We start from the raw sequence: 22,936 nt of genomic DNA, 5'->3' as shown, positions 1-22,936 counted from the left end.
TATGACGATTATTGATAATACGTCTGACTTAGAAGGACAACCAATGCGACTATCAGTGCAACGATTTACTCTGCGCGGTACTATTATGCGCGGTATTGTAGCTCCATTTTTTGCTGTACTTGCTGCGTTAAGTATTATTTTTGGTGTTGCTAATGCAACTTTTTGGAAGCCGAGTAATGTAGTTATTGCATATGCACAAGTGTCTGGGACGCGTTACATTGTTACTGATCCTGGCGTTTTGAATTTAGTTGATAGTCGTGTACATGTTAGTGTTGCCGCTTTGCATACGCGCAGACCTATCTGTGTTGCGGTAGGTTTAATAAAAGATGTTCGTGGCTGGGTTGCGGGCAATTCTGTGCAACGAATTACTGGTTTGCGTGATTGGAATAATCTTTCTGTAGAAGAAATGTCGAGTAAAGATTCGATGCAAAATGATACATCTACGGAGAGTAAAGATGCTAATGTGAAGTTCCAACAGTCTGATTTGTGGCCTACGGCTACATGTCAGCTCGGTTTGGCAAAGCTGGCAATAAATACTGCAGATTATGTGCAATCATCAGGATCTGCATCATACGATAACGCAGTTGCAGAAGGTGCTGTTGATCAATCTGCAAAACGTACTCGTAAAAATTCAAATCGTCATACTGCGCGATCTGCATCATTGCGTTCGCAAGCAGCTCGACGCGTATTACTAATTGATTTAGGGAATAATACGCCGGAAGCTTCCATAGAATTGCGTTGGCGTCGCCATCAGGTTCCTGATTTTGCGACACCTTTATACTTCATGGGCGGACTTTTTGCTGTGCTAGCTTTGCTTGCTGCGACTATTTTTGCCATGGCTCCGCACCGACGTCGTAATCAGCAATTGGCTGCAAGTAGTTCAGGTATATTAACTGTAAAGCCTGAGGTTCGTGAGGAAGTGACATTTGCTGAAGCCTTTGCTGGAACTATGTCAGGTATATTCGAGCGTAAGAATCACAAGAAGTCTACAGGCTCGCATGCACGGCATGGTTCTCGTACGGGGCGTCGTAAAAATTTGTTTGAAAATCAGAGCGACAATAGCGAGAAAACTTATGATACGCAACAAACGCGTACGGCAGTTGCGTCAACAGCAGTTTCACCCACTGATTCGTTAGCGGAAACTGCTGTTATTTCGCGCGATGATATGCTTGCTTTTGCTGCGCGTTTTATGCAACAACATAATTCGGATCCACTGGTGGAGGCAGCTCATGTGCCTGACAATACGGGGGAGGGGTTTAAGAATTCTTCTAATACGCACGATGCTCCTCATGTTAGTGCGTCTCAAAGTGACTCCCGTGAGCATAATGCAAATAAGTTGGGAGAATCATCTTCACCGAAACTCCAACATAATGATGCTCATGCTAAGAAGAATGAGCAGACGCAATCAAATAAGCGGCAGCGTGATAAACAAGCGCAGTCAAATAATCAAAATCGTCGAAATAAGCAAAATAATAAATCTAAAATCAATAGATTTGCACAACAGAACGATGCACAGCAACTGAAACAGAAACGGCATCATCGCTTAGAACAAATTCAATCATCTCATAACAATGATGGCAGTAACAGGGAATCTGCTAAACAAAAATTACATAATGATGAAGTTGTTCACAAAAATGAAGCAAATAAACGTCAATCTATATCTAAAAATAGTAATACTAAACAATCGCGCGTAAATCGTAATGGTTATCGAGGTAATGGCAACAGCAATAATCGTTACCGCAAAAGTGGCAAGGGTTATCGAGGTAATTCGTCGAACGAGCGAGGGAATGGGCGCAATGCGTAATATGAATATTGATATCAGTAGGGCTAATTCTGGTAAAACTCAGCGTGCATGGCGCATTGCAGTTGCGTTTGTTGCAAGTGCGGTATCTGTTGTTATGGTTGCGAGCTTATCCGCTTGCGATGGACAAGTGCCAAAACCGGCAGAAGTTCGTAGCAGTCAGGAACTACCTAATGTGACGATGTTGCAAGAAAAAGATATTCGTCTTGGTTTACTTCGCGCATTGGAACAAGCTAATGATGAAAAAAATATAAATGCTCTACAGCACGTAGTATCTGGCCCAGCTCTTGATGTTCGTACAAGTGAACTAACTATTGCGAGTAAAACTGGGAAATTAGATCCTAAAACTGTTATACCGCGTGAAGCTGCGCAAACAATTGTTCCAACTAATGCAGCATGGCCGCGCGATTTGATGACGATTACTACTACTACAAAAGATCAGCAATCTAAACGTTTGCTAGTTTTGCGACAGCAGCGTGCGCGCTCAAATTACAAACTTTGGGCGGTTGCGCGTTTGTTCCCTGGTGTGCATCTTCCTAAATTTGCTGTGCCAAGCATTGGTTCATTAATGGGTAAAGTCAACGACACTGGTTTAGTTATGACTCCAGAAGAAGCAGTAACGGCGTATGCGGACGTTTTGCAGCACGGTAATGAAAGTAAGTATGCCAAATATTTTGCTGATGACTATTTGCGGCAGAAGTTATCTGAACTTTCTAAGGCAGTACAAGTTGGCATGGAGCGCAATAAAGGTTCGCAAGAGCAAGTATTTACTCCGGAATTACAGCAAATCAGTGTTATGCGCTCAAGTGATGGCAGTGATTTGGTTGTAGCACGAATTAATTCTGTGTGGACGCGTGCTGCTGGGGAGGGGCGTGAATCTCGCCCAGCTTCCGATGAAGAAAAAGCATTGTTTGGAGATAATAAAGCGAAGAGCACTATGCGTGTAACGTATGTCAATGTTATTGCATTAGTGGTGCCTCCTGCTGGCTCGCATATGAAAATTACGCCGGTTGGTGCTGAACGTCAGCCTATTAAAGTAGAAGCATTGTAAATTGTTTATAAGCGTAATATAAACGCTAAGGAAAGAGGCAGTAAAATGGTGAAGACTCAGGGGCAAATGAATCCCGGCGGATTCTCGCTAGCTGGAGCAGTAGATTTAGAAGGTGTAAAACGTCGAGTGGAAGCTCAAGCTAAGCAGGCTGCAAAAGCTTCAGCTTCTACGGATGGGGTTTCCTCTGCGCCACAAGCAGGTGGCTATGTTATTGATGTTAATGAGCAGTCTTTCCAAGCAATGGTTCAAACTTCTGTAAGTTTTCCAATTGTTTTATTGCTTTGGCAATCGCAGGATGAAGCTTCTTACGATGTTGCACAGCGGTTAGCTGATGCTGTTAATGCGCTTGATGGGCGTATGCAGCTAGCTCGTATTGATGCTGATGAAAGTCCTACTGTTGCTCAGGCTCTTCGAGCACAGCAACTTCCTGCAGTGTATGGATTAATTGGTGGTCGTCCTATGCCGATTGCTCAAGGTTTGCCAAGTGAAGATGAGGTGCAGCAAATTTGTGACGCAATTCTTCCGCAATTGGTACAAGTTGCCGAACGTTCTGGTGTTGCTGGTACTGCGCCTTTTGTGGAGCAATCTCATCATGAAGATACTCAAAAAGATGTTCAGAGCAATGCTCAATCTTCATCTCAAGAGTCTCCTCAAATTCCTGCTGCACATGAGCAGGCGCATACGTTGGCTATGCAAGGTGATTATGCTGGTGCGGCTCGCGAATATGCGAAAATAATGGAATCTGATCCACATGATGTGCTTGCTGCTCGTGAACATGCTAAAGCTTTGTTGCTTGCGCGTAACGTCAGTACTGATGTGGCGGCAGTTCGCAAGACTGCAGGAGATAATCCCAATGATGTTGAAGCACAGCTTGCTGTGGCTGATGTGGATATGATTGATGGTCATATTGACGATGCGTTTGGTCGTCTGCTTGATTTTTTGGCAAGTGGTCATCGTGCAGATGTCGAAGTTATTCGTGCGCGTATGCTTGAGTATTTTGCTATGCTTCCTGGTGATGATGAGCGCCTTGCGCGTGCTCGTCGTCGTCTTGCAATTCTTCTTTATTGATTATTGTGCGGTGTGCGCATTTTGGGGAATAACCCCATTTTGATGACTGATGCGGTATTAAACAAAAAAGCCAAGAACTACAACAATCGTGAGAAATTTGTGTGATTCTTGGCTTCAGTAGCGGGGCATGGATTTGAACCATGGACCTCTGGGTTATGAGCCCAGCGAGCTACCGAGCTGCTCCACCCCGCGTCGGCTACTTTTAGCAGCTCTATCTACGATAGGTGCAAATTTAGATTTGTCAACTTTCGGCGTGTCTTATTGGGTTACTCTGAAATTTCTATTGATGGTCATAATAGAGGCATAAACAATTGTGAGATATAATAAACATATGCCTATTAAGATTCCTGAAGGATTGCCAGCACGAAGCATATTAGATGCTGAGCGCATTTTTGCATTGGAACGCCCAGAAGCAGAACAGCAGGATGTTCGTCCGCTGCGCTTATTGATTTTGAATCTTATGCCCAAAAAAATCGAAACAGAAACTCAACTTTTGCGCCTTATCTCTAAATCGCCTTTGCAAGTTGATGTCGATTTTATGAAAACTTCCACGCATGTATCAACACATGTGAGTGCGGATCATTTAGTGAAATTCTACGAAAATCTTGATGCGCTTCGTAACAATTATTACGACGGCTTTGTGGTTACAGGTGCACCAGTCGAACATATGGAATTTGAGGATGTTGATTATTGGCAAGAATTCACTCAAATTCTTGACTGGGCAGCAACACATGTTTTTTCAACAATGTACTTATGCTGGGGTGCAATGGGCGCGCTTTACCATCGTTACGGCATAAAAAAGCATGTGCTCAGTGAAAAAGTTTTTGGAGTATTTCCGCAATATTTGCAGGATGAGTATTGCTTTCTTACGAACGGGTTTGATGAAATTTCTTTGCAACCGCATTCTCGAATAGCGAGTGTGGATATTGACGATATTGCTGCAGACAAGCGTTTACAAATTCTTACATGCGGTCCTGAATCTGGTCCGGGTTTGGTCGCAACACGTGATTTTTCAGAAGTATTTGCACTCGGGCATTGGGAATATGGCAAAATGACGCTTGCTCAAGAGTATGAGCGCGATATGGCGAAGGGTTTACGTAACGTGCCATTTCCACGCAACTATTTCCCTCATGATGATGCAAAATTAGAGCCGCTATTTTCTTGGCGTGCGCACGCAAATTTGCTATGGCGCAATTGGCTAAATTGGGTATATGAGACTACGCCTTACAATCTTGCCAATATTCCGCAGCTTCGTGCTACAGGCAAACTTGGAACAGATCGTTCTATTCGTCATGAGCCAGCTTCTCCGCGCGTTGACGATTTTTACCCATTCCGCCACATGAAGTACGGTATGCATGAATAATTTCCACGATGGTGTAATTATGTACATACGGAGAGTACAATCAGCATTTAGATGTATTTTTCGTTTCGTGCCCCGCGCCTTGCGAGATAGATGTGCTACTGAATGATTTATTATGTCGCGAGAATGAATGAATTGCATTAATGAGATGAACAGCACTGTTATTAAGGCGTGTGAACGAATTGCTTAAGGAGGCACTTATGGATGGAATGGTTGACTTGTTGCTGAGGACTACCAATGTAGCTTCAGCAGTGGCTTCGTCTGGACCAGAATTGCCTAATATTGGCGAATTTTTGCCTCCAGAGATTTTGTTCCAGGGCACACCGTTTGCTATGAACCGCATTATTTTAGTGCGTGTGCTTATGGCTGTAATTGTCATGATTATTTTCGGCATCGGTGCTGCTCGTGCAAAGTTAGTTCCAGGAAGATTCCAAAGTATGCTGGAAATCTTAATGGACTTTGTGCGTTACAACATTGTGTACGAAATGATTGGTGAGGAGCGCGGTAAGCGTTACGTGCCAATGATGTCTACACTTTTCATCACGATTTTCTTCTTTAATCTTTGTTCTGTGATTCCAGGATTAAATATGGCTGCAACCGCAACCATTGCTGGTCCGCTTGTATTTGCTTTGTGGGTTGTGTGCCAATATCTTATTGCTGGCATTCGCGAAAAAGGTTTTGTGCGATTCTTCCGTGAAGCGTTGTTCCCAGCGGGTGTGCCATGGCCGATTTACTTCATTCTTTCGCCATTGCAGCTCATAGAATTAATAATTGTGCGACCACTTTCGCTTACAATCCGTTTGTTTGCGAATATGATTGCTGGCCATTTGCTGGTGGCCACTTGTTTAGTATTCACCAATTTCTTTGTGGTGGATTCCAGCAATAAACTCCTTGCCTTCGGCGGTGCATTATGGCTGCTTGGTGGCATTCTGTTTACCCTATTCGAAATTATGGTAGCCGGTTTGCAGGCGTTTATTTTCACTGTGCTTGCTTCTGTCTACATTTCGGAAAGTTACCCGGAGGAAGAAGAAAAGTCTGCTGTTGCTGTTGCCTGATAGCATAGCTTAAATCTTCAGATTTTACCCATCTTACGGGTTTATACTGGTTACTGTTTTACAGAAAGGAAACCAATGAATAATATCATCGCTCTCGCAGGTTTGGTCGGCAACCTCAGTATTCTTGGCTTTGCTGTCGCAACAATTTCTCCTGCACTTGGTATGGCAATCGTTGTTGCTAAAGCTATGGAATCTACTGCACGCCAGCCAGAAGTTGGCAACCGTATTCAGTTGTTCATGTTCGTCGGCTTGGCATTCATCGAGGTTCTGGGTTTGCTCGGATTCGTTGCCTACATTATGGGAAAGTGAACCGAACGAAACAACTCGTTCCAGCACAAATATAAAAGTGTTGAAGGAATAGAAAGGACAAGCCATGGCACATGCATCTGAGAGTAATGGTTTGGCGTTGTTCTTGCCTGAGCCTTATGACTTAGTGTGGTCGCTAGTTGTTTTGGTAGTTCTTGCAGTGTTTTTCTACAAGTTCGTTATGCCTAAATTCCAGGCAATTCTTGACGAGCGCGCAGAAAAAATCGAAGGCGGAATAGCTAAAGCAGCAAACGTGCAGCATGAAGCTGACGAATTAAAGAGTCAGATGGAAGAGGAGCTTGCTCAAGCTCAGGCTGATGCTGCAAAGACTCGCGAAGAGGCTCGTACAGAAGCTTCAAAAATTATTGGCGAAGCTAGACAACGCGCTGAAAAGGATGCTGCCAAAATCATTAGTGAGGCACAACATTCTATTGAAGCTCAGCATAAGCATGCCATGTCCAGCCTCCAAGGAGAAGTATCAGTTCTTGCAGCAGCGTTGGCTGGCAAGATTCTTGCATCCAAGCTGGATGATGATACTGTAAGCTCCAAAATTATTGATCATGTAATTGATGAAGTTGGAGACACTAAAAATTCGGATCAGAGCAAGTAAAGCTTGATGCATTAATCTCAATAGTAAGTTATTGAGTTTGATGCATTCGTTGCATTACTTCGTTTTTACAGAAACGAGGAGGTAAGAATGCCAGAAAAGGCATCGCGTGCAAACGATAGTTTGTCGCGTTCTTCACTCGCTCAGGCTATTACAGATGCACATGATGAAGCGCAGCGCATTGCTGACGAACTTTCGTCAATGATGGGCATGATTGATCAATATCCTGAGCTTTCTGATGCGATTACCGATCCGAATAGGTCTTCGGAAGATAAGTCTCGTTTAATTGACGAGCTTATTGGAGGTAAAGCGCACCCTGTTGTATTGCGCATTATGCACTATCTCGTAGGAACCTGGCATGGTGGATCTGAAAGCGGTAAAACCGGTAGCTTTGGTGGCGCCTGGTCAGGCTTCGAGCGTGAAGCTGGTGAGACCTTGGTTACGGTCACTACTGCTCAGCCGCTTACAGATAAACAGATTAAGCGTTTGATTGAGATCTACAGCAATAAGTTGGGTCATCGCGCATACATTAACCCAATTGTGGATCCAAACGTGCTTGGTGGTATGCGTATACAAATCGGTGATCAAATAACCGATCGCACCATGTTAATGCAGCTGAAGCAGTTGCAGCGTTCTGCTCGCAATGGTGCTTGGACACAGGCAGTGAAGTAATAAATTAAGGAGAATTATGGCGGAACTATCTATTGATCCCGCCCTTATACGCAAGGCGCTCGACGGTTTCGTTGACTCGTATAAGCCTACAGACATGCCAACACAAGAAGTTGGTTATGTTGTTACGGCTGGTGACGGCATTGCGCACGTAGCCGGATTGTCCGGCTGCATGGCGAACGAACTGCTCACCTTCGAGAACGATACTTTGGGTCTTGCGTTCAACCTTGATGCGCATGAAATCGGCGTTGTTATTCTTGGCGATTTCACTGGCATTGAGGAAGGGCAGGAAGTATACCGCACAGGCGAAGTGTTGTCTGTGCCGGTTGGTGACGCTTATCTTGGTCGTACTGTGGATCCTTTGGGTAATCCAATCGATGGTTTAGGTGCGATTGAGTGCAATGAGCGTCGTATTCTTGAAGCCCAGGCTCCAGACGTTATTCACCGTCATCCAGTTGACGAACCTTTGTCTACTGGTTTGAAGGCCATTGACGCAATGACGCCAATTGGCCGCGGTCAGCGTCAGTTGATTATTGGTGACCGCCAAACCGGTAAGACTGCAATTGCAATCGATACAATTATCAACCAGCGTACAAACTGGGAGAGCGGCGATCCAAAGAAGCAAGTGCGCTGTATTTATGTAGCAATCGGTCAGAAAGGTTCTACTATTGCTGCAGTGCGCCAAAGCCTCGAAGAAGCGGGCGCTATGAAGTACACCACGATTGTGGCAAGCCCGGCTTCTGATTCTGCAGGTTTTAAATACATTGCTCCTTACACCGGTTCTGCAATTGGTCAGCATTGGATGTATAACGGCAAGCACGTTTTGATCGTTTTCGACGATTTGTCGAAGCAAGCAGAAGCATACCGTTCAATTTCCTTGCTTTTGCGTCGTCCACCTGGGCGTGAAGCTTACCCAGGCGACGTGTTCTACTTGCACTCTCGTCTGCTTGAACGTTGTGCTAAGCTTTCCGATGATTTGGGCGGCGGTTCTATGACCGGTTTGCCGATTATCGAAACTAAAGCAAACGACGTTTCTGCGTATATTCCAACCAACGTGATTTCTATCACTGATGGTCAGATCTTCTTGCAGTCTGATTTGTTCAACGCAGGTCAGCGTCCAGCAGTTGACGTCGGTATTTCTGTGTCTCGTGTTGGTGGTGCAGCTCAGGCTAAAGCTTTGAAGAAAGTTTCTGGCATGTTGAAGATTTCTTTGGCTCGTTACAAGTCTTTGGAATCTTTCGCCATGTTTGCTTCCGATTTGGACGCAGCATCTAAGGCTCAGTTGACCCGTGGTGCACGCTTAACCGAGTTGCTTAAGCAGAAGCAGTTCTCTCCTCGTTCTATGGAGCAGGAAGTTGTTTCTGTGTGGGCTGGTACACATGGCAAGCTTGATGATATTCCTGTGAAGGATGTTTTACGTTTTGAAAGTGAATTGTTGGATTACTTGGATAAAGGTACCGACATTTTGCAAGTAATTCGAGATACTGAGGACTTCACTAAGGAAACTGAAGCAAAGCTTGATGCTGCTATTGATGATTTCCGTAGGACGTTTAAGACTTCTGTAGGCAAGCCTTTGATTGTAAAGGATTCGTTGCCGCCGGCTGAAAATCCTGCTCCTGTTGAAAAAGAGCAGCTTGTTGCAAAGCCAAAAACAGACGGTCGCGAGCCTGAGGGGAAGTAGCGTATGTCCTCCCAACTTGCATTGAAATCGAGAATTATTTCCACACAGTCTTTGGGTAAAATCTTTAAGGCTCAGGAAATGATTGCGTCTTCGCATATTGCAAAAGCGCGTGATATTGCGCTGAATGCTAAGCCTTATAGCGACGCAATTTTCGATGCCGTGCAGGCGTTGGTAGCTCATCACGAAGCAAATATTAAGCATCCTATTTTCGGTAAAGAGCATGCCGGCAACCGTGTAGCGGTTCTAGCTCTTACTTCTGATCGTGGCATGGCAGGTGCGTTTACGTCTTCGATTATTCGTGAGACTGAGGCGCTCCTTGCCAAGCTTGATGCGGAAGGTAAGCATGCAGAACTGTACGTCTATGGTCGTCGTGGTGCAACTTACTATAAGTATCGCAATCGCGATGTGGCAGGCACTTGGGAAGGTTCTACAGATCATCCTGATGTCACTATTGCAGAAAAAATTTCTGATACGTTGATGGATGCTTATATGACGCCGGAAGCGGAAGGCGGAGTTTCGGAACTGTATATTGTATTCACTGAATTTATCAATATGGTGAGGCAAAAGGTTCGTACACTACGTATGCTGCCAGTTGAGCTGGTTCCATTGAAGGATGGTGAGGAGTTTGCTATGCACCGTCCTGATTACGAAGCAGCTTCTGGACCTTCAGCATCGTTGTCGTCTACGAGCGCAGTTTCAGCTCGTGAAGAAGCAGTGAGCCGTAGCAATCCTGATGCTGTTGAATATTGCTTCGAGCCAAGTCCAGATGAAGTGCTGGATGCTGTTCTACCGAAGTATATTCAGTCTCGTATTCACGAGTGCTTGCTTACTTCTGCTGCTTCTGAAACGGCGAGCAGACAGAACGCTATGCATACGGCTACAGATAACGCCCGCAATTTGGTGGATGATTTGACTAGAAAGCTTAATGCTTCTCGTCAGGCATCTATCACTCAAGAACTTACCGAGATTATCGGCAGCGCTGATGCGCTGAATAATGAGGAGGATTAGGAGCATATGGCTGAGAATCAGACCACAGCGCCTCCAGAAGCTGAAAAGGAAGTCGACCCAACGGCTGGTCGCGTAACTCGCGTTCAGGGTTCCGTGATTGACGTTGAATTCCCGGTTGGCTATCTGCCGGATATTTACAATGCTCTCAAAGTAGATATTGCTACCGTAGGTAATACGGAAGGTGATACCGTTCACGAGATTACGTTGGAAGTTGAACAGCACCTTGGTGATTCCACCGTGCGAGCAGTGGCGCTTAAGCCTACGGACGGCTTGGTTCGTGGTGCTTTAGTGCGCGATACTGGTGGTCCAATTTCCGTACCAGTTGGCGATGTTACTAAGGGTCACGTGTTCGATGTTACTGGCAACATTTTGAATGCTAAGCCAGGTGAGAATATTGAAGTAACTGAGCGTTGGCCAATTCACCGCAACCCACCTGCTTTCGATCAACTTGAGTCTAAGACTCAAATGTTTGAAACTGGCATTAAGGTTATTGATTTGCTTACCCCTTACGTTCAGGGTGGCAAAATCGGTCTGTTCGGTGGTGCAGGCGTTGGTAAAACCGTGTTGATTCAGGAAATGATTCAGCGCGTTGCACAGAATCACGGTGGTGTGTCTGTGTTTGCTGGCGTCGGCGAACGTACTCGTGAGGGTAATGATTTAATTGGCGAAATGGCTGAGGCTGGTGTTTTGGAGAAAACGGCACTTGTCTTCGGCCAGATGGATGAGCCTCCTGGGACTCGTCTGCGTGTGCCTCTTACCGCTTTGACTATGGCTGAGTACTTCCGCGATGTGCAGAATCAGGATGTGTTGCTGTTTATTGACAACATCTTCCGCTTTACTCAGGCTGGTTCTGAAGTTTCCACATTGCTGGGTCGTATGCCTTCTGCAGTGGGTTATCAGCCAAACTTGGCTGATGAAATGGGTGCGTTGCAGGAGCGTATTACTTCTACTCGTGGTCATTCCATTACTTCGCTTCAGGCTATTTACGTGCCTGCAGATGATTACACTGATCCTGCACCTGCAACAACCTTTACGCACTTGGATGCAACTACTGAGCTTTCACGTGATATTGCAGCTAAGGGTATTTACCCGGCTGTGGATCCTTTGGCTTCTACGTCAAGAATCTTGGATCCGCGTTACGTTGGTCAGGCTCATTATGATTGCGCTAATCGTGTGAAGGCTATTTTGCAGCGTAACAAGGAGCTTCAGGACATCATTGCTTTGATTGGTATTGATGAGCTTGGTGAGGAAGATAAGACTACTGTGAGCCGCGCACGCAAGATTGAGCAGTTCCTTGGTCAGAACTTCTACGTGGCTGAAAAGTTCACAGGTCGTCCGGGCTCTTACGTGCCAGCAGATGAAACCATCGAAGCATTCACTCGTATTTGCGATGGTGTTTACGATGAGATTCCTGAGCAGGCATTCTCGGGTATCGGTGGCATCGATGATCTTGAGCGTCGTTGGCACGATATGCAGCAAGAGTTTGGTGCGTGATTATGGCAGAGAAGCAAGTAAAATCGCTGCACGTGAGTGTGGTGGCAGCCAGGCATCCTGTGTGGGAAGGTGAAGCCAAATTCGTTGTTATTCCTTCTGTGAATGGCGCAATGGGTGTGCTTCCTGGACACGAGGCTGTGCTTGCGTTGATTAATCACGGTTTTGTCAAGGTTGATGATTTGAAGGGTGTGCGTCACGTTTTTAAGGTGACGGACGGATTCTTCTCCGTTGACTCTGACAATATTACAATTGCCGTAGAGCACAGTTGTAACGTAGATAAAGACGGCAACGTGCTGCCTAACGCTAAGGTGATTTAGGCTTACGTATAAATGAAGTAGGCGAAAAGACAGGAGTTTGGATATCCCAAGCTCCTGTCTTTTTGTTTCTATCGTGCGTTTAAAAAATAGATCTCAGTGGCGAAACACTGTTACTAACTCAGTCAGCCGAGTCACTAATATTGTCTTCAAAATCGTAGTATTTTTCACTTTTGAAAGTAGATACGTATTTTCACTTTCAAAACTGTAATATTTTTTCACTTTTGAAAGTGGGGCGTTTGTTTACGCAAAATTCAGATCTTTACTTTGATATGCATGCCACTGCTGCGTTGCTTACGCCGAAACGAGTGTCTGTATGTTATAGTGCACAACTTAAACTTCTAAAAATCCAAAGTTTAGGTCATCAATAACCTAAACTTACGAAAAATAAAAGTTTAGGTCATCAATAACCTAAACTTGTAAAAAATTGAAGTTTGATTCATAATATTCATAGGATTATAAAATTCATGAAATTTGTGGCCACACAATCAGCATTGGCACTGTTTTGCTAATCGCTAAACTTGTTAAAGCGGAGTTGAGGTTTATTATGGTAAATTCGCAAAATCAGCCACTTGAAAGCGCAAATTTGCCAATGCGCAGTAATCGCACTGCAATAGTCGGCAAAAATATTAAAAATCGCGATATTTACCTTAGCCAGCTTATATCTTTCAAAGATACAGAGCCTGTAAAAGTTGTAACAGGTATTCGCCGCTGTGGCAAGTCAACTCTGCTTAAGCTCATGCAATCGTACTTGCTTAACTCCGGGGTTGAGCAAAATCAAATTATATCTATAAACTTTGAGTCACTCGAGTTTCAAGATATGAGTTACAAAGACTTATACTTTTACGTTAAAAGCAAGATTGAGTCTACTAAGATTGAGTTTTCTGGTATTAAGTCTCCTAAAAAAACGTATCTTTTCTTTGACGAGCTGCAGCGTATAGATCGTTGGGAAGATGCAATTAACTCGTTTCGCGTAGATTTTGATTGCGATATTTACATAACTGGATCCAACGCATACCTGCTTTCCTCGGAGTACTCAACATACTTGTCTGGGCGGTATGTGGAAGTGAAAATGTATCCGCTTTCGTTCAAAGAGTTCGTTGATTTTCAGGATTATTCCATTGAAGAATATAAGTCTCCGCTCGGTGATTTGAAAAAAAGAGCGGTGAGTGCGAATGGCAGTAGTGTAGAGCTTGGTGACTTGTTTGCAGCTTATATGCGTTACGGTGGTATGCCTGCAATTTGCGATTTTGCTTTAGAATCAGGTTTTAACCAGAGTAGTGCAATGACTTTGTTGGACGGAATTTATTCCACTGTAGTAGTTCGCGATATACTCGAGTGCGAGAAGCGCCGCGGGCAGAGGCAGATTACAGACGCCGACCTTCTTAGAAAAATCATTATGTTTTTGGCAGATAATATTGGAAACAATACGTCTTTAAATTCTATGTGTAATACGCTTTCTTCGGAAAATCTGCTTGATTCTGCGGATAGCAATTCTCGTGGCTTGCGCGCGCGTGGCACTAAGCCCGCTACTCAAACTATATCTGCTTACGTTGGTGCGTTAAAAGAATCTTACATGTTTTACGATGTTAAATGTTTCGATATTAAAGGTAAGGATTATTTACGCACTCTTGGCAAGTATTACATTGTTGACATTGGGTTGCGTAATTATTTGCTTGGATTTAGGGACAGAGATAGAGGACATGCGCTGGAGAACGTTGTTTTCTTTGAGCTTTTAAGGCGAGGCTACGATGTTGCTGTTGGTAAAATAGATAATTTGGAAGTGGATTTTGTTGCGACTTCTGCTTCCGAAAAGCTTTATATTCAAGTAACTGAAAGCATGATGGATGAGTCTGTGCGCGAGCGAGAGTTAAAGCCGCTTCGTAAGATTCATAATAATTACGATAAGTTGGTTATAACTTTGAGTAAGGCTTTAGATGATGACTACGACGGCATTCGCGTTGAAAACATTGTTGATTGGCTGCTTAAGTAGCGTTGCTGATTGGTTTCTTTTTTAATTAGGAGTTATGTAAGTAGGTATTAAAGCGCGTAAATCGTGCTACGCCGAAACGAGTGGCGTTATGTTGCCGATGCTGGATTCGTCAAATCGCAGAATGTCGTAGTCGCGTTGAAGGTTGAGCCAGAAATCGGGGGTTGTTCTAAAAGCTTTAGATAGCTTGTATGCCATTGCTACACTGATTGCGCGTTTGTCGTTTAAAATTTCTCCGATGGCTGTTTGGGATGTTCCAATAGTGTGTGCAAGTTTGTATGAGCTGATTTTAAGCGGTTCCATAAATTCTTCGCGCAAGATTTCGCCAGGAGTGCTCAAGTGTTTGTTAAGTTCCTTTTCTCTGGTTTTCATAAAATTATGGTAATGCATTGCGTTACTAACGTCAAGCGTTAGTGTTATTTGTGTTAGAGCTATCAAGTGTTTAGTATGCTGTTTTTAGTTGATTTTTGATTAATATTGTTTATTTTTGGCAACGGGGGGTATTCTTGTGTGTGATTGTTGATGAATTTCTGGCTTTACTTTTATCAATCTGCCAGTTGTGTCAACATGTGATATTTGCGCTTTTTGTGTGAGAGAAGAAAGGATAAAGTATGCTAAAGAAAAAAGCGATAGGTGCTTTTGTTGCTGCTGCTACTTTGCTTAGTGGTTTTGCTTTTGCATCGCTTGCTCCAGTTGCGTTTGCAAACGATGACAACAGTGGTAGTGATATAGAGAAAAATTGCGAAGTTCGCGAGAAAGATGAAGAATTTCACATAGGTATTTACACCCGCACGCTATATTGCAAAGATTCCAGCAGTTCAGAATATCATGAGGCGTCACTCGCAGAAAGAAAGGAATGGAGCATAGCTGTTGCAAAGAGACTTAATGTTCCAGGAGAATTATTTATTGGTGATGCGCACGATTGGTGTGATGGCATTTTTTGCCCATTAGGCCCTTTTGTTGATTATGATCGTGTTGACAACTATATTAATGAAAAACTGAAGACGAGCGACGTATTTTGCTATTATGCACTTCGGGGCGGATTCTTGCATAGCATGGACGAAACAGGCAGAAGGAGAGATGTCGTAACAAGTGGTGGCCCTGAATACTGCGATAAAAATGGATGTAAAGACGCCAGTATAGGTACCAACGAATATAAAGTATGCAAAGCGCATGGATATTTCAATGATGGCGAAGATCATAAGTCTGGTTCAGACCAAACTCCTGCTCCTGCTCCTGCACCAGCTCCTAAGCCAGCTCCAGCTCCTGCTCCTGCTCCTGCACCTGAGCATCATGGTATGACTCCTGCCCCTGCTCCTTCAGTGCTTGACTCGCTTACTCCTGCGCTCGACGACAATATTGATTTTAGCGAGATGTTAGATATGGCTGATTTTGATGTTGATGCGTTGGGTGATTTGTCTGATTTAGGCAACATGAACGTCGGGGATTTCGTCGGCACTGGTAGTGTTGATAACTTTGGTGACGCTGATATCCCTAGTGGTGTAGATGATTTCAACATTGGTGATTTCGATCTGTCTGATTTCGATTTTGCTGATTTGTTGGATGATCTTGGTGATTTGGATCTTGATGATTTAGCTACTGCTGATGTCGCTGATGCTGATTCTTCTGTTCCAGCTGTGCCTGTTGGTGTTGTAGCTCGTTAGGTTAGCTGACATAGTGTAGTTGTTACAAGTGAAAAGATTAAGGGTCTTCGTTTGCGTTCGCTTGCTTGCGTGCGCGCGCGAAGGCTCTTTCTTTTTGTGCTTTTCTACTGCATTCTGTTTATTGTGTTTTCGATTGCGTTCTGTTATTTGACTTAGTTCGCGCTAAGCAGCCATTGCGCTATGTCTATTACGCGTATTCCTTCAATATCGTAAGAATCGTGGCGAGTGTTTGCAAGTAGGATTTTAGGGTAAGAGTCTTTTATTGCTTTTAACGGCGAAAGTTCGCGTTCCAATGTGGAATCATTGCTAATGTTGTCTGAAACTTGAATATAAAGTTTTTCACTCGCTTTTATTGCCACAAAATCTACTTCTTTTTGATAAAGTTTACCAACATAAATCGAGTATCCTCTTCGCATAAGCTCAAGTGCCACAATATTCTCGTACGCTCTTCCGTAATCCATGTTGCGCGTTCCTAGAATTGCGTAGCGTAGCGCGGTGTCTGCTAAATAGTATTTTTCGTTTGTTTCTAAGTATTTTTTGCCTCGAATATCGTAACGTTTTACTTTATAAAACATGAATGCATTGCATAAATATTTTAGATAATTGCCAACTGTTATGTGTGTTGTTTCAATCTGATTTTGCCTAAGTATTGAGCTTACATTGTTTGCGGTTGTGAGATTTGCAATATTATCCATTAAAAATTCGCATATTGAGTCAAGAAGTGACACTTCTGATATTGCGTATTTGTCTACTAAATCGCGTTTAACAAGAGTTGTATACACATTTTTTATGTACGCTTGTGCATCGTCTTGGTTGGCGTAAACGTATGATCCTGCAAGCCCGCCTTGTTGTAAATACTTTTGCAAAGCATCGTTAAAGTTGTTTTCTACTTCAAAGTACTCGCAATATTCTGCAAAACTAAACGGGAATACTGGTATTTCAATAAATCTTCCACTAAACAGTGTCGCAAGATCCGAACTAAGTAAGAATGCGTTGGATCCCGTTAAGTAAATATCGTATTTATTGCTATTGTGAAGACTGTTGATTGCAAGCTCAAATTTTGGGCATAATTGAACTTCGTCAATCATGAGAACGTTGTAGGCTTCGGGTATGTAACGGCTTTCAACGTACGCAAAAAGACTTTTGTAATTTTTCAGATTTTCATAATTTAGGTTATTGAAGTCAATGCTGATTATGTTAAGTTGTTGGCTGTTCTGCTGATGTTGTAGTGCGTCTGGTAGTTGCGCATGCTTTGCTGAAGCGTAAAGTTTGCTACTTTGATTACTGTATGTGTTTCCTAAATATGTGCGGTAAGCGCGTAGTAGTTCCGATTTTCCACTGCGTCGAATTCCGGTAATGATTTTTATATCTGGCGTGCCTTTAACGCGTTTGAGGCGATTTAAGTAATCTGTTCTCTCGATAATCTTCATTTTAATCGCCTTTCACTTTCAAAACTGTAATTTTATTTCACTTTTGAAAGTATTATACCATTTTCACTTTCAAAACTTTAATTTTATTTTACTTTTGAAAGTATTATATCATTTTCACTTTCAAAACTGTAATATTTTTTAAGTTTTGAAAGTGAGTGCCTATTTGCGCTCGCGTTCGATTGTTTGTTTTCTTGCTTGCGTGCGCGCGCGAAGGCCCTTTCTTTTTGTGCGCATGCCACTGCTGCGTTGCTTACGCCGAAACGAGTGGCGTTATGTTGCCGATGCTGGATTCGTCAAATCGCAGAATGTCCTGTAACTAAAGTGTGCCGTAACTAAAGTGTGCTGTAACAAAAATATGCTGTAATCAAAATGCATTGCGAATAGTAAAATAGTGCGTAGTTATTTTTGATTTTAGAGCGGGTGCTGGCAGGGAGAAGAAATGATTGATAAAGAAACGCAACGTAGACGTGAAGAAAATTTGGGTCTTGCAATAGCTTCAGGCAGACTTGAAGGCAATTCGCCTTCAAAAGAGTTTCTTTATGACGCAAATCAATATGCTAAAGGTTTTATAACCAGTGACGAATTTGTTGCTAGAATGCGTTCTAGATATAGTGTAACGGATTAACTTACTCGGATTGCGTTAGTGCTATGGAAACAGTTTTTGATCCATATCTTATTTCCCACACAAGGGTGTTAAAGAACAAATCTAATATAAATAATCAGATTGAATTAGATAAATATGAGAACGATGCTGTTCTCACAAGATGCTCTATTTTGTACGAAAACTTGCCGCATGCTGAAGGAACTGTTAAGCAATTGCAGTGGATTCATCATTATCTTTTCCAGGATGTTTACGATTGGGCTGGTCAGATTCGTACTATAGACATGTCTAAAGGCGGTGGTGAGCCGTTTCATCCGCTTGAATACATGGGCGTTGGGATTCGCTACTGCGAACAAACGCTTAAAAATGATAATTTATTGCAAGGTTTATCTATTGATGAGTTTATTAGTAAGCTAAGCGTAAATTACAATAATTTTAATGTTTTGCACCCATTTCGTGAGGGCAATGGTAGAACACAGCGTGTTTTTTGGGATATAGTTGCGCGAGATGCTGGATACCATTTTGATTGGGGATTAATAACTCAGCGCGTTAACGACAAGGCTTCAATACAGGCCAAAGATGCTAACGATACCAAGCTTCTTGAAGACATGTTCCACATTATTACAAAGCCTTTGAATGTTGAGCTTTTAGCTCAGCAGCAGTTTGCGCATCTTGTTGAAGAAGAATACGAATACGCGCCGAATGTGGCTAGTGTTTTGCAAGATAAGGATTATGCTGCGTATAAAACGCGTTACGGCATAGATTGATTAGGGCTTTCGCTCGCGTTCGCTTGTTTGTTTTCTTGCTTGCGTTCGCGCGCGAAGGCTCTTTCTTTTTGCTTAAGTTTTGCGAATCTTTACTTTTGAGTGTACAAAATCGCAATTATCTTTACTTTTGATGTTGATTATGGGAAAATAAGTAAAGATTTTAGTGTGTGAGTATTTAGATTCTTCATGATTTATCTCAATCAAAACTATGCAAGCGGAAGAAAGCGAACTGTTAAAAATGTATGATTACTCGGGATTGAACAAAAGGCTACAAGAAAAATGCGTTAAAAAATCTCAATTAGCAGCCGAGCTGCATATTTCTTCTCGTACGATTGCGAAAATTTCAAAAGGTGAAAAACTGTCAAATTCAGTAATCGCAAAAATAAGCAACTATTTACAATGTAATCCGAGCGAATTGTATCGCGTAATTTCAAGTAACCCTATTTTGCAGAGGCTTAGGGAAGAAAAGGAGCATCGTATACCTGGTGGAATTTACCACGAGCTTCAAATTCGCATGACGTACAACTCGAATCATATTGAAGGTAGCCAGCTAAGTGAAGATCAAACTAGGCGAATTTTTGAAACTAATACTATTGATTCCGAAGAAAATGTGGATGGTGTAGTTGATAGCGCGGCTTCAAGCACTGGTGCAGCAGAGAGCACAGCTATTAAGGTTGATGACATTGTTGAAACAGTGAATCATTTTCGCGCGATTGATTATTGCATTGATGTCGCTGAAGAGCCTCTTAGCGAAGACATGATTAAGCATTTACATTTGCTGCTTAAACGCGGAACAAGCGACGAGCTTCTGCCTTGGTTTCGTGTGGGCGACTACAAGTTGCGCGCAAATGTTGTAGGTGGTGTGCAAACTTGCGAGCCGAAAAAAGTGCACGAGGAGATTAGTAAGCTGTTGGCTGAATACCTTGCTAAAACTGATTTGCAGCTAGAGGATATAGTTGATTTTCACTACAGGTTTGAGCGAATACACCCATTTCAGGACGGTAATGGCAGAGTTGGGCGTTTGATTGCTTTTAAGGAATGCTTAAAGCATAATATCGTGCCGTTTATTATTGAGGATCGAAAGAAATATTACTATTATCGAGGTCTCAAAGAATACAGCAATGAGCGCGGATTCTTAGTTGAAACTTGCTATGACGGTCAAGATACGTTCCGTGCGTTGTTGAAGCTTTTTGGGTTGTGACGCAAGCTTTTTGTAAAGAGACTGTATTGCGTAACGTATGCGCGGCGTGGTAGCGTGTTTTATACGACTTGAAAACGAAAGTTTTGCGGGCGATGCATTTATGCGTCGCCCGATTTTTTCTGCTTACCCTTACATACCCCCATTTCGCAAAATTAAAAAATTTTCAAATTTGCGAAATGAAATTTGCTAGTTTTATAGCGTTGTAAATCATGCTACGCCGAAACGAGTGGCGTTATGTTGATGTTGCAGACGCTACCGATGTTTCTATACTGCTATTTTTCAAAAATGTAGGTATAGACGAATGTTTTTTACTTGCTATGCCTTCATTTTGCGAAAATGTCGGTATAGAATAGATTTTTACGTTAGTTAAGCAATCATTTTGTGATAAATGCGTTATTTGCGTATAAGCAAAAATATCGCAAGCAAAATATTGCAAGACATTACTACAAAATCCTCAATAACGTAGACGCAATAATGTAAACGCAATAACGTAAACGGAGCTGCATTATGGATTACAAAACAATACGCAAAATAGTTGCGATGTCTAAAAGTAATGCAAAACCGTGCGATATTGCGGAAGAAGAATATCGATCGCGCATTGATAATCCTGCGACGTATCGTTCTGGAATCGTATTTGATAATCATGAGATTTTTGCAATGTGCGTAACGGATCTTGTAACGCACATAGATGATATTATGTGCACTGAAAAAGTCATTGAAAAAACATGGAGCATGCTGCCGCGGTTTGCTCAGCGTGAGTATTTAATGCAACTTATTGCAAAAGAAGTGCAAAATACAAACATTATTGAGGGTGTTCACAGCACTAGAAAAGAGCTTTCCAAAGCGCTTAATGCTGCGAGTGAACAGAATAAGCATACGCGTTTTAGTGAATTTACTAAGCTTTTTCTTGAGCTTGCAGATTCTAAAGAAAAGTCTGTTACGGACTCTGTTGCGGATTTGAATGTAAAGTCGGTTGCCAACTCCGATGAGTATGGCACTTCAATTCCGCAAATATTACAAGATATACGAAAAATTTACGACAGCATTATGCAAGGCGAATTAGAAGAAAAAGACATTCCAGATGGTGAGATTTTTAGGAGTGGGAAAGTAAGTATTCGTGATGGTGCAAATAATGTAGTGCATGATGGCGATGCAACGGAAGTAGAAATTCAAAATCATTTAATGCAGATGTTGAGATTTATGAATATCAGCAAAGTCCCAACGCTTATTAAGGCGTGCATGTGCCACTATGCTTTTGAGAGCGTGCACCCATTTTATGATGGGAACGGCAGAACTGGGCGATTTTTGCTTGCTTTGCAATTGCATGATCAGCTTTCGATGCCAACAATTTTGAGCTTAAGCTCTATAGTTTATGCAGAAAAATCTGGATACTATGCTGCTTTTTCTAAATCGCAGGAGCTATTTAATTGCAACGATTTAACTATGTTTTGCTGCACAATGTTGGAATATATTAAAAAAGCGCAGAACGAAGTATTAGACAATATTATTTTGCAAGCAAAACAGATTATTTACTGTATGGATAAGCTATCCGAGTTTTCTAAAAAAACATCGATTTCTAAAGTGCAGCACGAAGTGATGACCATTTTGTTGCAAAATAAGCTTTTTTCTTATAACCCAACTCCCATGACTCGCAAGCAATTAAGTGAATACGTTGGCAATGCAATTGATGAGAAGATTGGCGAGCGAAAGATTGTGAGCGCGCTTAACGGTTTGATTGATTTTGGAATGATTGACGTGGTAGGTGAGCGTCCTATTCGGTATGAGCTTTCTAAAAAAGCGAATGAAATGTTTGAGTGAAGCAAGCGATGTTTAGGAATGTAATGGCGTTTGAGCGCGCGCTTGGCACGGGGATTATTATCTCTAGCAGCGTGCCGATTTCGCAGCGCGTGCAGAAGCGGATTCGCGCTTTTGTTGAAGAGTATGAATCGGTGCTTTCGCGCTTTCGTGAAGATTCGCTTGTTTCGCGCATGTCTCGTGCGGAGGACGGCGGCGAGTTTGAGTTTCCAACGTGGGCTCAGCCACTTTTTGCTCTTTATAGCGAGTTTTACGCTGCAACGCACGGTGCTTTCGACGCGTGCGTTGGCGCGGATTTGCTTGCTCTTGGCTATAACAATTCTGTTCGCTTTATTCCGCAATCGGCAGCTGGCTCAGGTAAGAATGAGAATAGTAGCAGTGATAGTTGGTCTAACTATCGCCGCGCTTTGCCAGTTACGTGGGCAGATATTTCGCAAGGTGGCGGCGGCACAACGCTTTGCACAAATCAGCCAGTGCAGCTTGATTTTGGTGCAGCTGGAAAAGGCTATTTTGTAGATTTTGTAACGCAGATTATTAAAGAGGAGCTTAGCGAGCAGCTTCATGAGGATTTTGATTTTTTGGTAAACGCAGGCGGCGATATGCGCGCTTGCTTTAGCAAAGAGAATAGTCAAATAAAAGTGGCTCTGGAAAATCCTTTTGACACAACTCAAGCAGTTGGAGTGGCATCAATCGCAAGCGGGGCGCTGTGTGCATCGTCTAGTGCAAGAAAGCGTTGGAAAGTAAAAGAAGCAAGTTACTTAGGTAAAGATGCAAGTGGCTTTGAGTCTAATTTAATTGCGACTCACTTGATTAATGCGCTTGACGGCATTCCTGCTTGCGATTTATGCGCAAGTTGGGCGTATGTGCCTGCTAAAACTTGCGATTTTCCAGCTGCTTATGCCGACGCGATTGCAAGTGCGTTGTTTGTATCGAAAGAAAGCGATTTGCAAAAAATCGTGCAAAATGTTGGCGCTGAGTTTGCTGTAATCTCGCCAAATCATGCGCTTCGCAAAACGCGCGCATTCCCAGCGCACTTTTTTGCCGAATGATGCCG

Annotated in this window: 21 protein-coding genes and 1 tRNA gene; 19 read left to right on the top strand and 3 right to left on the bottom strand. The window is 42.9% G+C overall.

Going from position 1 to position 22,936, the window contains the following annotated elements; all coding sequences use genetic code 11:
• The first annotated feature begins 1 nt into the window (after position 1).
• Genes HXT28_RS05395 through HXT28_RS05385 form a run of 3 tightly spaced genes read left to right on the top strand, consistent with a single transcriptional unit; the run spans position 2 to position 3,920 of the window.
• On the top strand, positions 2-1,804 hold the full coding sequence (locus HXT28_RS05395; RefSeq protein ID WP_016636528.1) for a hypothetical protein: 1,803 nt from the start codon (positions 2-4) through the stop codon (positions 1,802-1,804).
• A complete protein-coding gene (locus HXT28_RS05390) occupies positions 1,788-2,852 on the top strand; it encodes a hypothetical protein (RefSeq protein WP_016636529.1) in 1,065 nt (354 codons plus the stop codon). The genes HXT28_RS05395 and HXT28_RS05390 overlap by 17 nt, the downstream gene beginning before the upstream one ends.
• Positions 2,853-2,897: 45 nt before the next feature.
• A complete protein-coding gene (locus HXT28_RS05385; RefSeq protein ID WP_016636530.1) occupies positions 2,898-3,920 on the top strand; it encodes a co-chaperone YbbN in 1,023 nt (340 codons plus the stop codon).
• Positions 3,921-4,038: 118 nt separating this feature from the next.
• Here the strand turns inward: HXT28_RS05385 and HXT28_RS05380 are convergent.
• Positions 4,039-4,112: transfer RNA gene (locus tag HXT28_RS05380), tRNA-Met, on the bottom strand.
• 139 nt (positions 4,113-4,251) lie between these two features.
• Between HXT28_RS05380 and HXT28_RS05375 the strand changes: the two genes are divergently transcribed.
• The 10 genes from HXT28_RS05375 to HXT28_RS05330 all read left to right on the top strand — a co-directional run bounded on the left by HXT28_RS05375 (position 4,252) and on the right by HXT28_RS05330 (position 14,407).
• Entirely contained in the window at positions 4,252-5,283 is a 1,032-nt protein-coding gene (locus tag HXT28_RS05375; protein ID WP_016637237.1) for a homoserine O-succinyltransferase, read from the top strand.
• A 197-nt stretch (positions 5,284-5,480) separates the two neighbouring features.
• Positions 5,481-6,335, top strand: a complete 855-nt coding sequence (atpB, locus tag HXT28_RS05370; protein ID WP_032814995.1) for a F0F1 ATP synthase subunit A — start codon at positions 5,481-5,483, stop codon at positions 6,333-6,335.
• Positions 6,336-6,410: 75 nt separating this feature from the next.
• Positions 6,411-6,644, top strand: a complete 234-nt coding sequence (atpE, locus tag HXT28_RS05365) for an ATP synthase F0 subunit C (protein WP_004126223.1) — start codon at positions 6,411-6,413, stop codon at positions 6,642-6,644.
• Between the two features lie 64 nt (positions 6,645-6,708).
• Positions 6,709-7,251 carry a F0F1 ATP synthase subunit B gene (locus HXT28_RS05360; protein WP_016637239.1) on the top strand — a complete coding sequence of 181 codons (543 nt, stop codon included), beginning with the start codon at positions 6,709-6,711 and terminating at the stop codon, positions 7,249-7,251.
• Between the two features lie 87 nt (positions 7,252-7,338).
• Complete coding sequence (locus tag HXT28_RS05355; RefSeq protein ID WP_016637240.1) at positions 7,339-7,920, top strand: F0F1 ATP synthase subunit delta; 582 nt, start codon at positions 7,339-7,341, stop codon at positions 7,918-7,920.
• 16 nt (positions 7,921-7,936) lie between these two features.
• Complete coding sequence (atpA, locus tag HXT28_RS05350; RefSeq protein ID WP_016637241.1) at positions 7,937-9,598, top strand: F0F1 ATP synthase subunit alpha; 1,662 nt, start codon at positions 7,937-7,939, stop codon at positions 9,596-9,598.
• A gap of 3 nt (positions 9,599-9,601) precedes the next feature.
• Positions 9,602-10,606, top strand: coding sequence for a F0F1 ATP synthase subunit gamma (locus HXT28_RS05345; protein WP_016637242.1), 1,005 nt, complete (start codon positions 9,602-9,604; stop codon positions 10,604-10,606).
• 6 nt (positions 10,607-10,612) lie between these two features.
• Entirely contained in the window at positions 10,613-12,100 is a 1,488-nt protein-coding gene (gene atpD / locus HXT28_RS05340; protein ID WP_016637243.1) for a F0F1 ATP synthase subunit beta, read from the top strand.
• Between the two features lie 2 nt (positions 12,101-12,102).
• Positions 12,103-12,417, top strand: a complete 315-nt coding sequence (locus HXT28_RS05335; RefSeq protein ID WP_016637244.1) for a F0F1 ATP synthase subunit epsilon — start codon at positions 12,103-12,105, stop codon at positions 12,415-12,417.
• A 544-nt stretch (positions 12,418-12,961) separates the two neighbouring features.
• Positions 12,962-14,407, top strand: a complete 1,446-nt coding sequence (locus HXT28_RS05330) for an ATP-binding protein (RefSeq protein WP_422113345.1) — start codon at positions 12,962-12,964, stop codon at positions 14,405-14,407.
• A 66-nt stretch (positions 14,408-14,473) separates the two neighbouring features.
• On the opposite strand, the gene HXT28_RS05325 is transcribed toward HXT28_RS05330, so the two are convergent.
• Positions 14,474-14,776, bottom strand: a complete 303-nt coding sequence (locus HXT28_RS05325) for a HigA family addiction module antitoxin (RefSeq protein WP_016637394.1) — start codon at positions 14,774-14,776, stop codon at positions 14,474-14,476.
• A gap of 239 nt (positions 14,777-15,015) precedes the next feature.
• Here HXT28_RS05325 and HXT28_RS05320 point away from each other — a divergent pair, with 239 nt between their 5' ends.
• Entirely contained in the window at positions 15,016-16,068 is a 1,053-nt protein-coding gene (locus HXT28_RS05320) for a hypothetical protein (protein ID WP_422113344.1), read from the top strand.
• Positions 16,069-16,220: 152 nt separating this feature from the next.
• Here the strand turns inward: HXT28_RS05320 and HXT28_RS05315 are convergent, their stop codons facing one another.
• Positions 16,221-17,498, bottom strand: coding sequence for an ATP-binding protein (locus HXT28_RS05315; protein WP_016637391.1), 1,278 nt, complete (start codon positions 17,496-17,498; stop codon positions 16,221-16,223).
• A gap of 439 nt (positions 17,499-17,937) precedes the next feature.
• On the opposite strand from HXT28_RS05315, the gene HXT28_RS05310 reads away from it, so the two are divergent.
• The 5 genes from HXT28_RS05310 (at position 17,938) to HXT28_RS05290 (ending at position 22,931) form a co-directional block, all read left to right on the top strand.
• Positions 17,938-18,123 carry an antitoxin VbhA family protein gene (locus tag HXT28_RS05310; RefSeq protein WP_064347330.1) on the top strand — a complete coding sequence of 62 codons (186 nt, stop codon included), beginning with the start codon at positions 17,938-17,940 and terminating at the stop codon, positions 18,121-18,123.
• A gap of 23 nt (positions 18,124-18,146) precedes the next feature.
• The gene (locus HXT28_RS05305; RefSeq protein ID WP_016637388.1) at positions 18,147-18,866 is read left to right on the top strand and encodes a Fic/DOC family protein; all 720 of its coding nucleotides are present in this window, start codon (positions 18,147-18,149) and stop codon (positions 18,864-18,866) included.
• A gap of 208 nt (positions 18,867-19,074) precedes the next feature.
• Complete coding sequence (locus tag HXT28_RS05300; protein WP_016637386.1) at positions 19,075-20,067, top strand: Fic family protein; 993 nt, start codon at positions 19,075-19,077, stop codon at positions 20,065-20,067.
• A gap of 507 nt (positions 20,068-20,574) precedes the next feature.
• The gene (locus tag HXT28_RS05295) at positions 20,575-21,885 is read left to right on the top strand and encodes a Fic family protein (protein WP_016637383.1); all 1,311 of its coding nucleotides are present in this window, start codon (positions 20,575-20,577) and stop codon (positions 21,883-21,885) included.
• Between the two features lie 23 nt (positions 21,886-21,908).
• Positions 21,909-22,931 carry an FAD:protein FMN transferase gene (locus HXT28_RS05290; protein ID WP_064347331.1) on the top strand — a complete coding sequence of 341 codons (1,023 nt, stop codon included), beginning with the start codon at positions 21,909-21,911 and terminating at the stop codon, positions 22,929-22,931.
• Positions 22,932-22,936 lie beyond the last annotated feature (5 nt).

The organism is Gardnerella washingtoni (assembly GCF_049262705.1).
GTDB lineage: Bacteria > Actinomycetota > Actinomycetes > Actinomycetales > Bifidobacteriaceae > Bifidobacterium > Bifidobacterium vaginale_D.
Note: the sequence above shows the minus strand (reverse complement) of the source record. Positions and strands in the feature narration are given on the sequence as shown.

Bases quoted from the DNA above. Each gene is read 5' to 3' on its own strand.
- HXT28_RS05345 (WP_016637242.1), top strand. From the start codon at position 9,602: ATGTCCTCCCAACTTGCATTGAAATCGAGAATTATTTCCACACAGTCT.
- atpD (WP_016637243.1), top strand. From the start codon at position 10,613: ATGGCTGAGAATCAGACCACAGCGCCTCCAGAAGCTGAAAAGGAAGTC.
- HXT28_RS05300 (WP_016637386.1), top strand. From the start codon at position 19,075: ATGCAAGCGGAAGAAAGCGAACTGTTAAAAATGTATGATTACTCGGGA.
- HXT28_RS05335 (WP_016637244.1), top strand. From the start codon at position 12,103: ATGGCAGAGAAGCAAGTAAAATCGCTGCACGTGAGTGTGGTGGCAGCC.
- HXT28_RS05330 (WP_422113345.1), top strand. From the start codon at position 12,962: ATGGTAAATTCGCAAAATCAGCCACTTGAAAGCGCAAATTTGCCAATG.
- HXT28_RS05290 (WP_064347331.1), top strand. From the start codon at position 21,909: ATGGCGTTTGAGCGCGCGCTTGGCACGGGGATTATTATCTCTAGCAGC.
- HXT28_RS05360 (WP_016637239.1), top strand. From the start codon at position 6,709: ATGGCACATGCATCTGAGAGTAATGGTTTGGCGTTGTTCTTGCCTGAG.
- HXT28_RS05310 (WP_064347330.1), top strand. From the start codon at position 17,938: ATGATTGATAAAGAAACGCAACGTAGACGTGAAGAAAATTTGGGTCTT.
- HXT28_RS05375 (WP_016637237.1), top strand. From the start codon at position 4,252: ATGCCTATTAAGATTCCTGAAGGATTGCCAGCACGAAGCATATTAGAT.
- atpB (WP_032814995.1), top strand. From the start codon at position 5,481: ATGGATGGAATGGTTGACTTGTTGCTGAGGACTACCAATGTAGCTTCA.
- HXT28_RS05390 (WP_016636529.1), top strand. From the start codon at position 1,788: ATGGGCGCAATGCGTAATATGAATATTGATATCAGTAGGGCTAATTCT.
- HXT28_RS05315 (WP_016637391.1), bottom strand. From the start codon at position 17,498: ATGAAGATTATCGAGAGAACAGATTACTTAAATCGCCTCAAACGCGTT.
- HXT28_RS05355 (WP_016637240.1), top strand. From the start codon at position 7,339: ATGCCAGAAAAGGCATCGCGTGCAAACGATAGTTTGTCGCGTTCTTCA.
- atpA (WP_016637241.1), top strand. From the start codon at position 7,937: ATGGCGGAACTATCTATTGATCCCGCCCTTATACGCAAGGCGCTCGAC.
- HXT28_RS05395 (WP_016636528.1), top strand. From the start codon at position 2: ATGACGATTATTGATAATACGTCTGACTTAGAAGGACAACCAATGCGA.
- HXT28_RS05320 (WP_422113344.1), top strand. From the start codon at position 15,016: ATGCTAAAGAAAAAAGCGATAGGTGCTTTTGTTGCTGCTGCTACTTTG.
- HXT28_RS05325 (WP_016637394.1), bottom strand. From the start codon at position 14,776: ATGAAAACCAGAGAAAAGGAACTTAACAAACACTTGAGCACTCCTGGC.
- atpE (WP_004126223.1), top strand. From the start codon at position 6,411: ATGAATAATATCATCGCTCTCGCAGGTTTGGTCGGCAACCTCAGTATT.
- HXT28_RS05385 (WP_016636530.1), top strand. From the start codon at position 2,898: ATGGTGAAGACTCAGGGGCAAATGAATCCCGGCGGATTCTCGCTAGCT.
- HXT28_RS05305 (WP_016637388.1), top strand. From the start codon at position 18,147: ATGGAAACAGTTTTTGATCCATATCTTATTTCCCACACAAGGGTGTTA.
- HXT28_RS05295 (WP_016637383.1), top strand. From the start codon at position 20,575: ATGGATTACAAAACAATACGCAAAATAGTTGCGATGTCTAAAAGTAAT.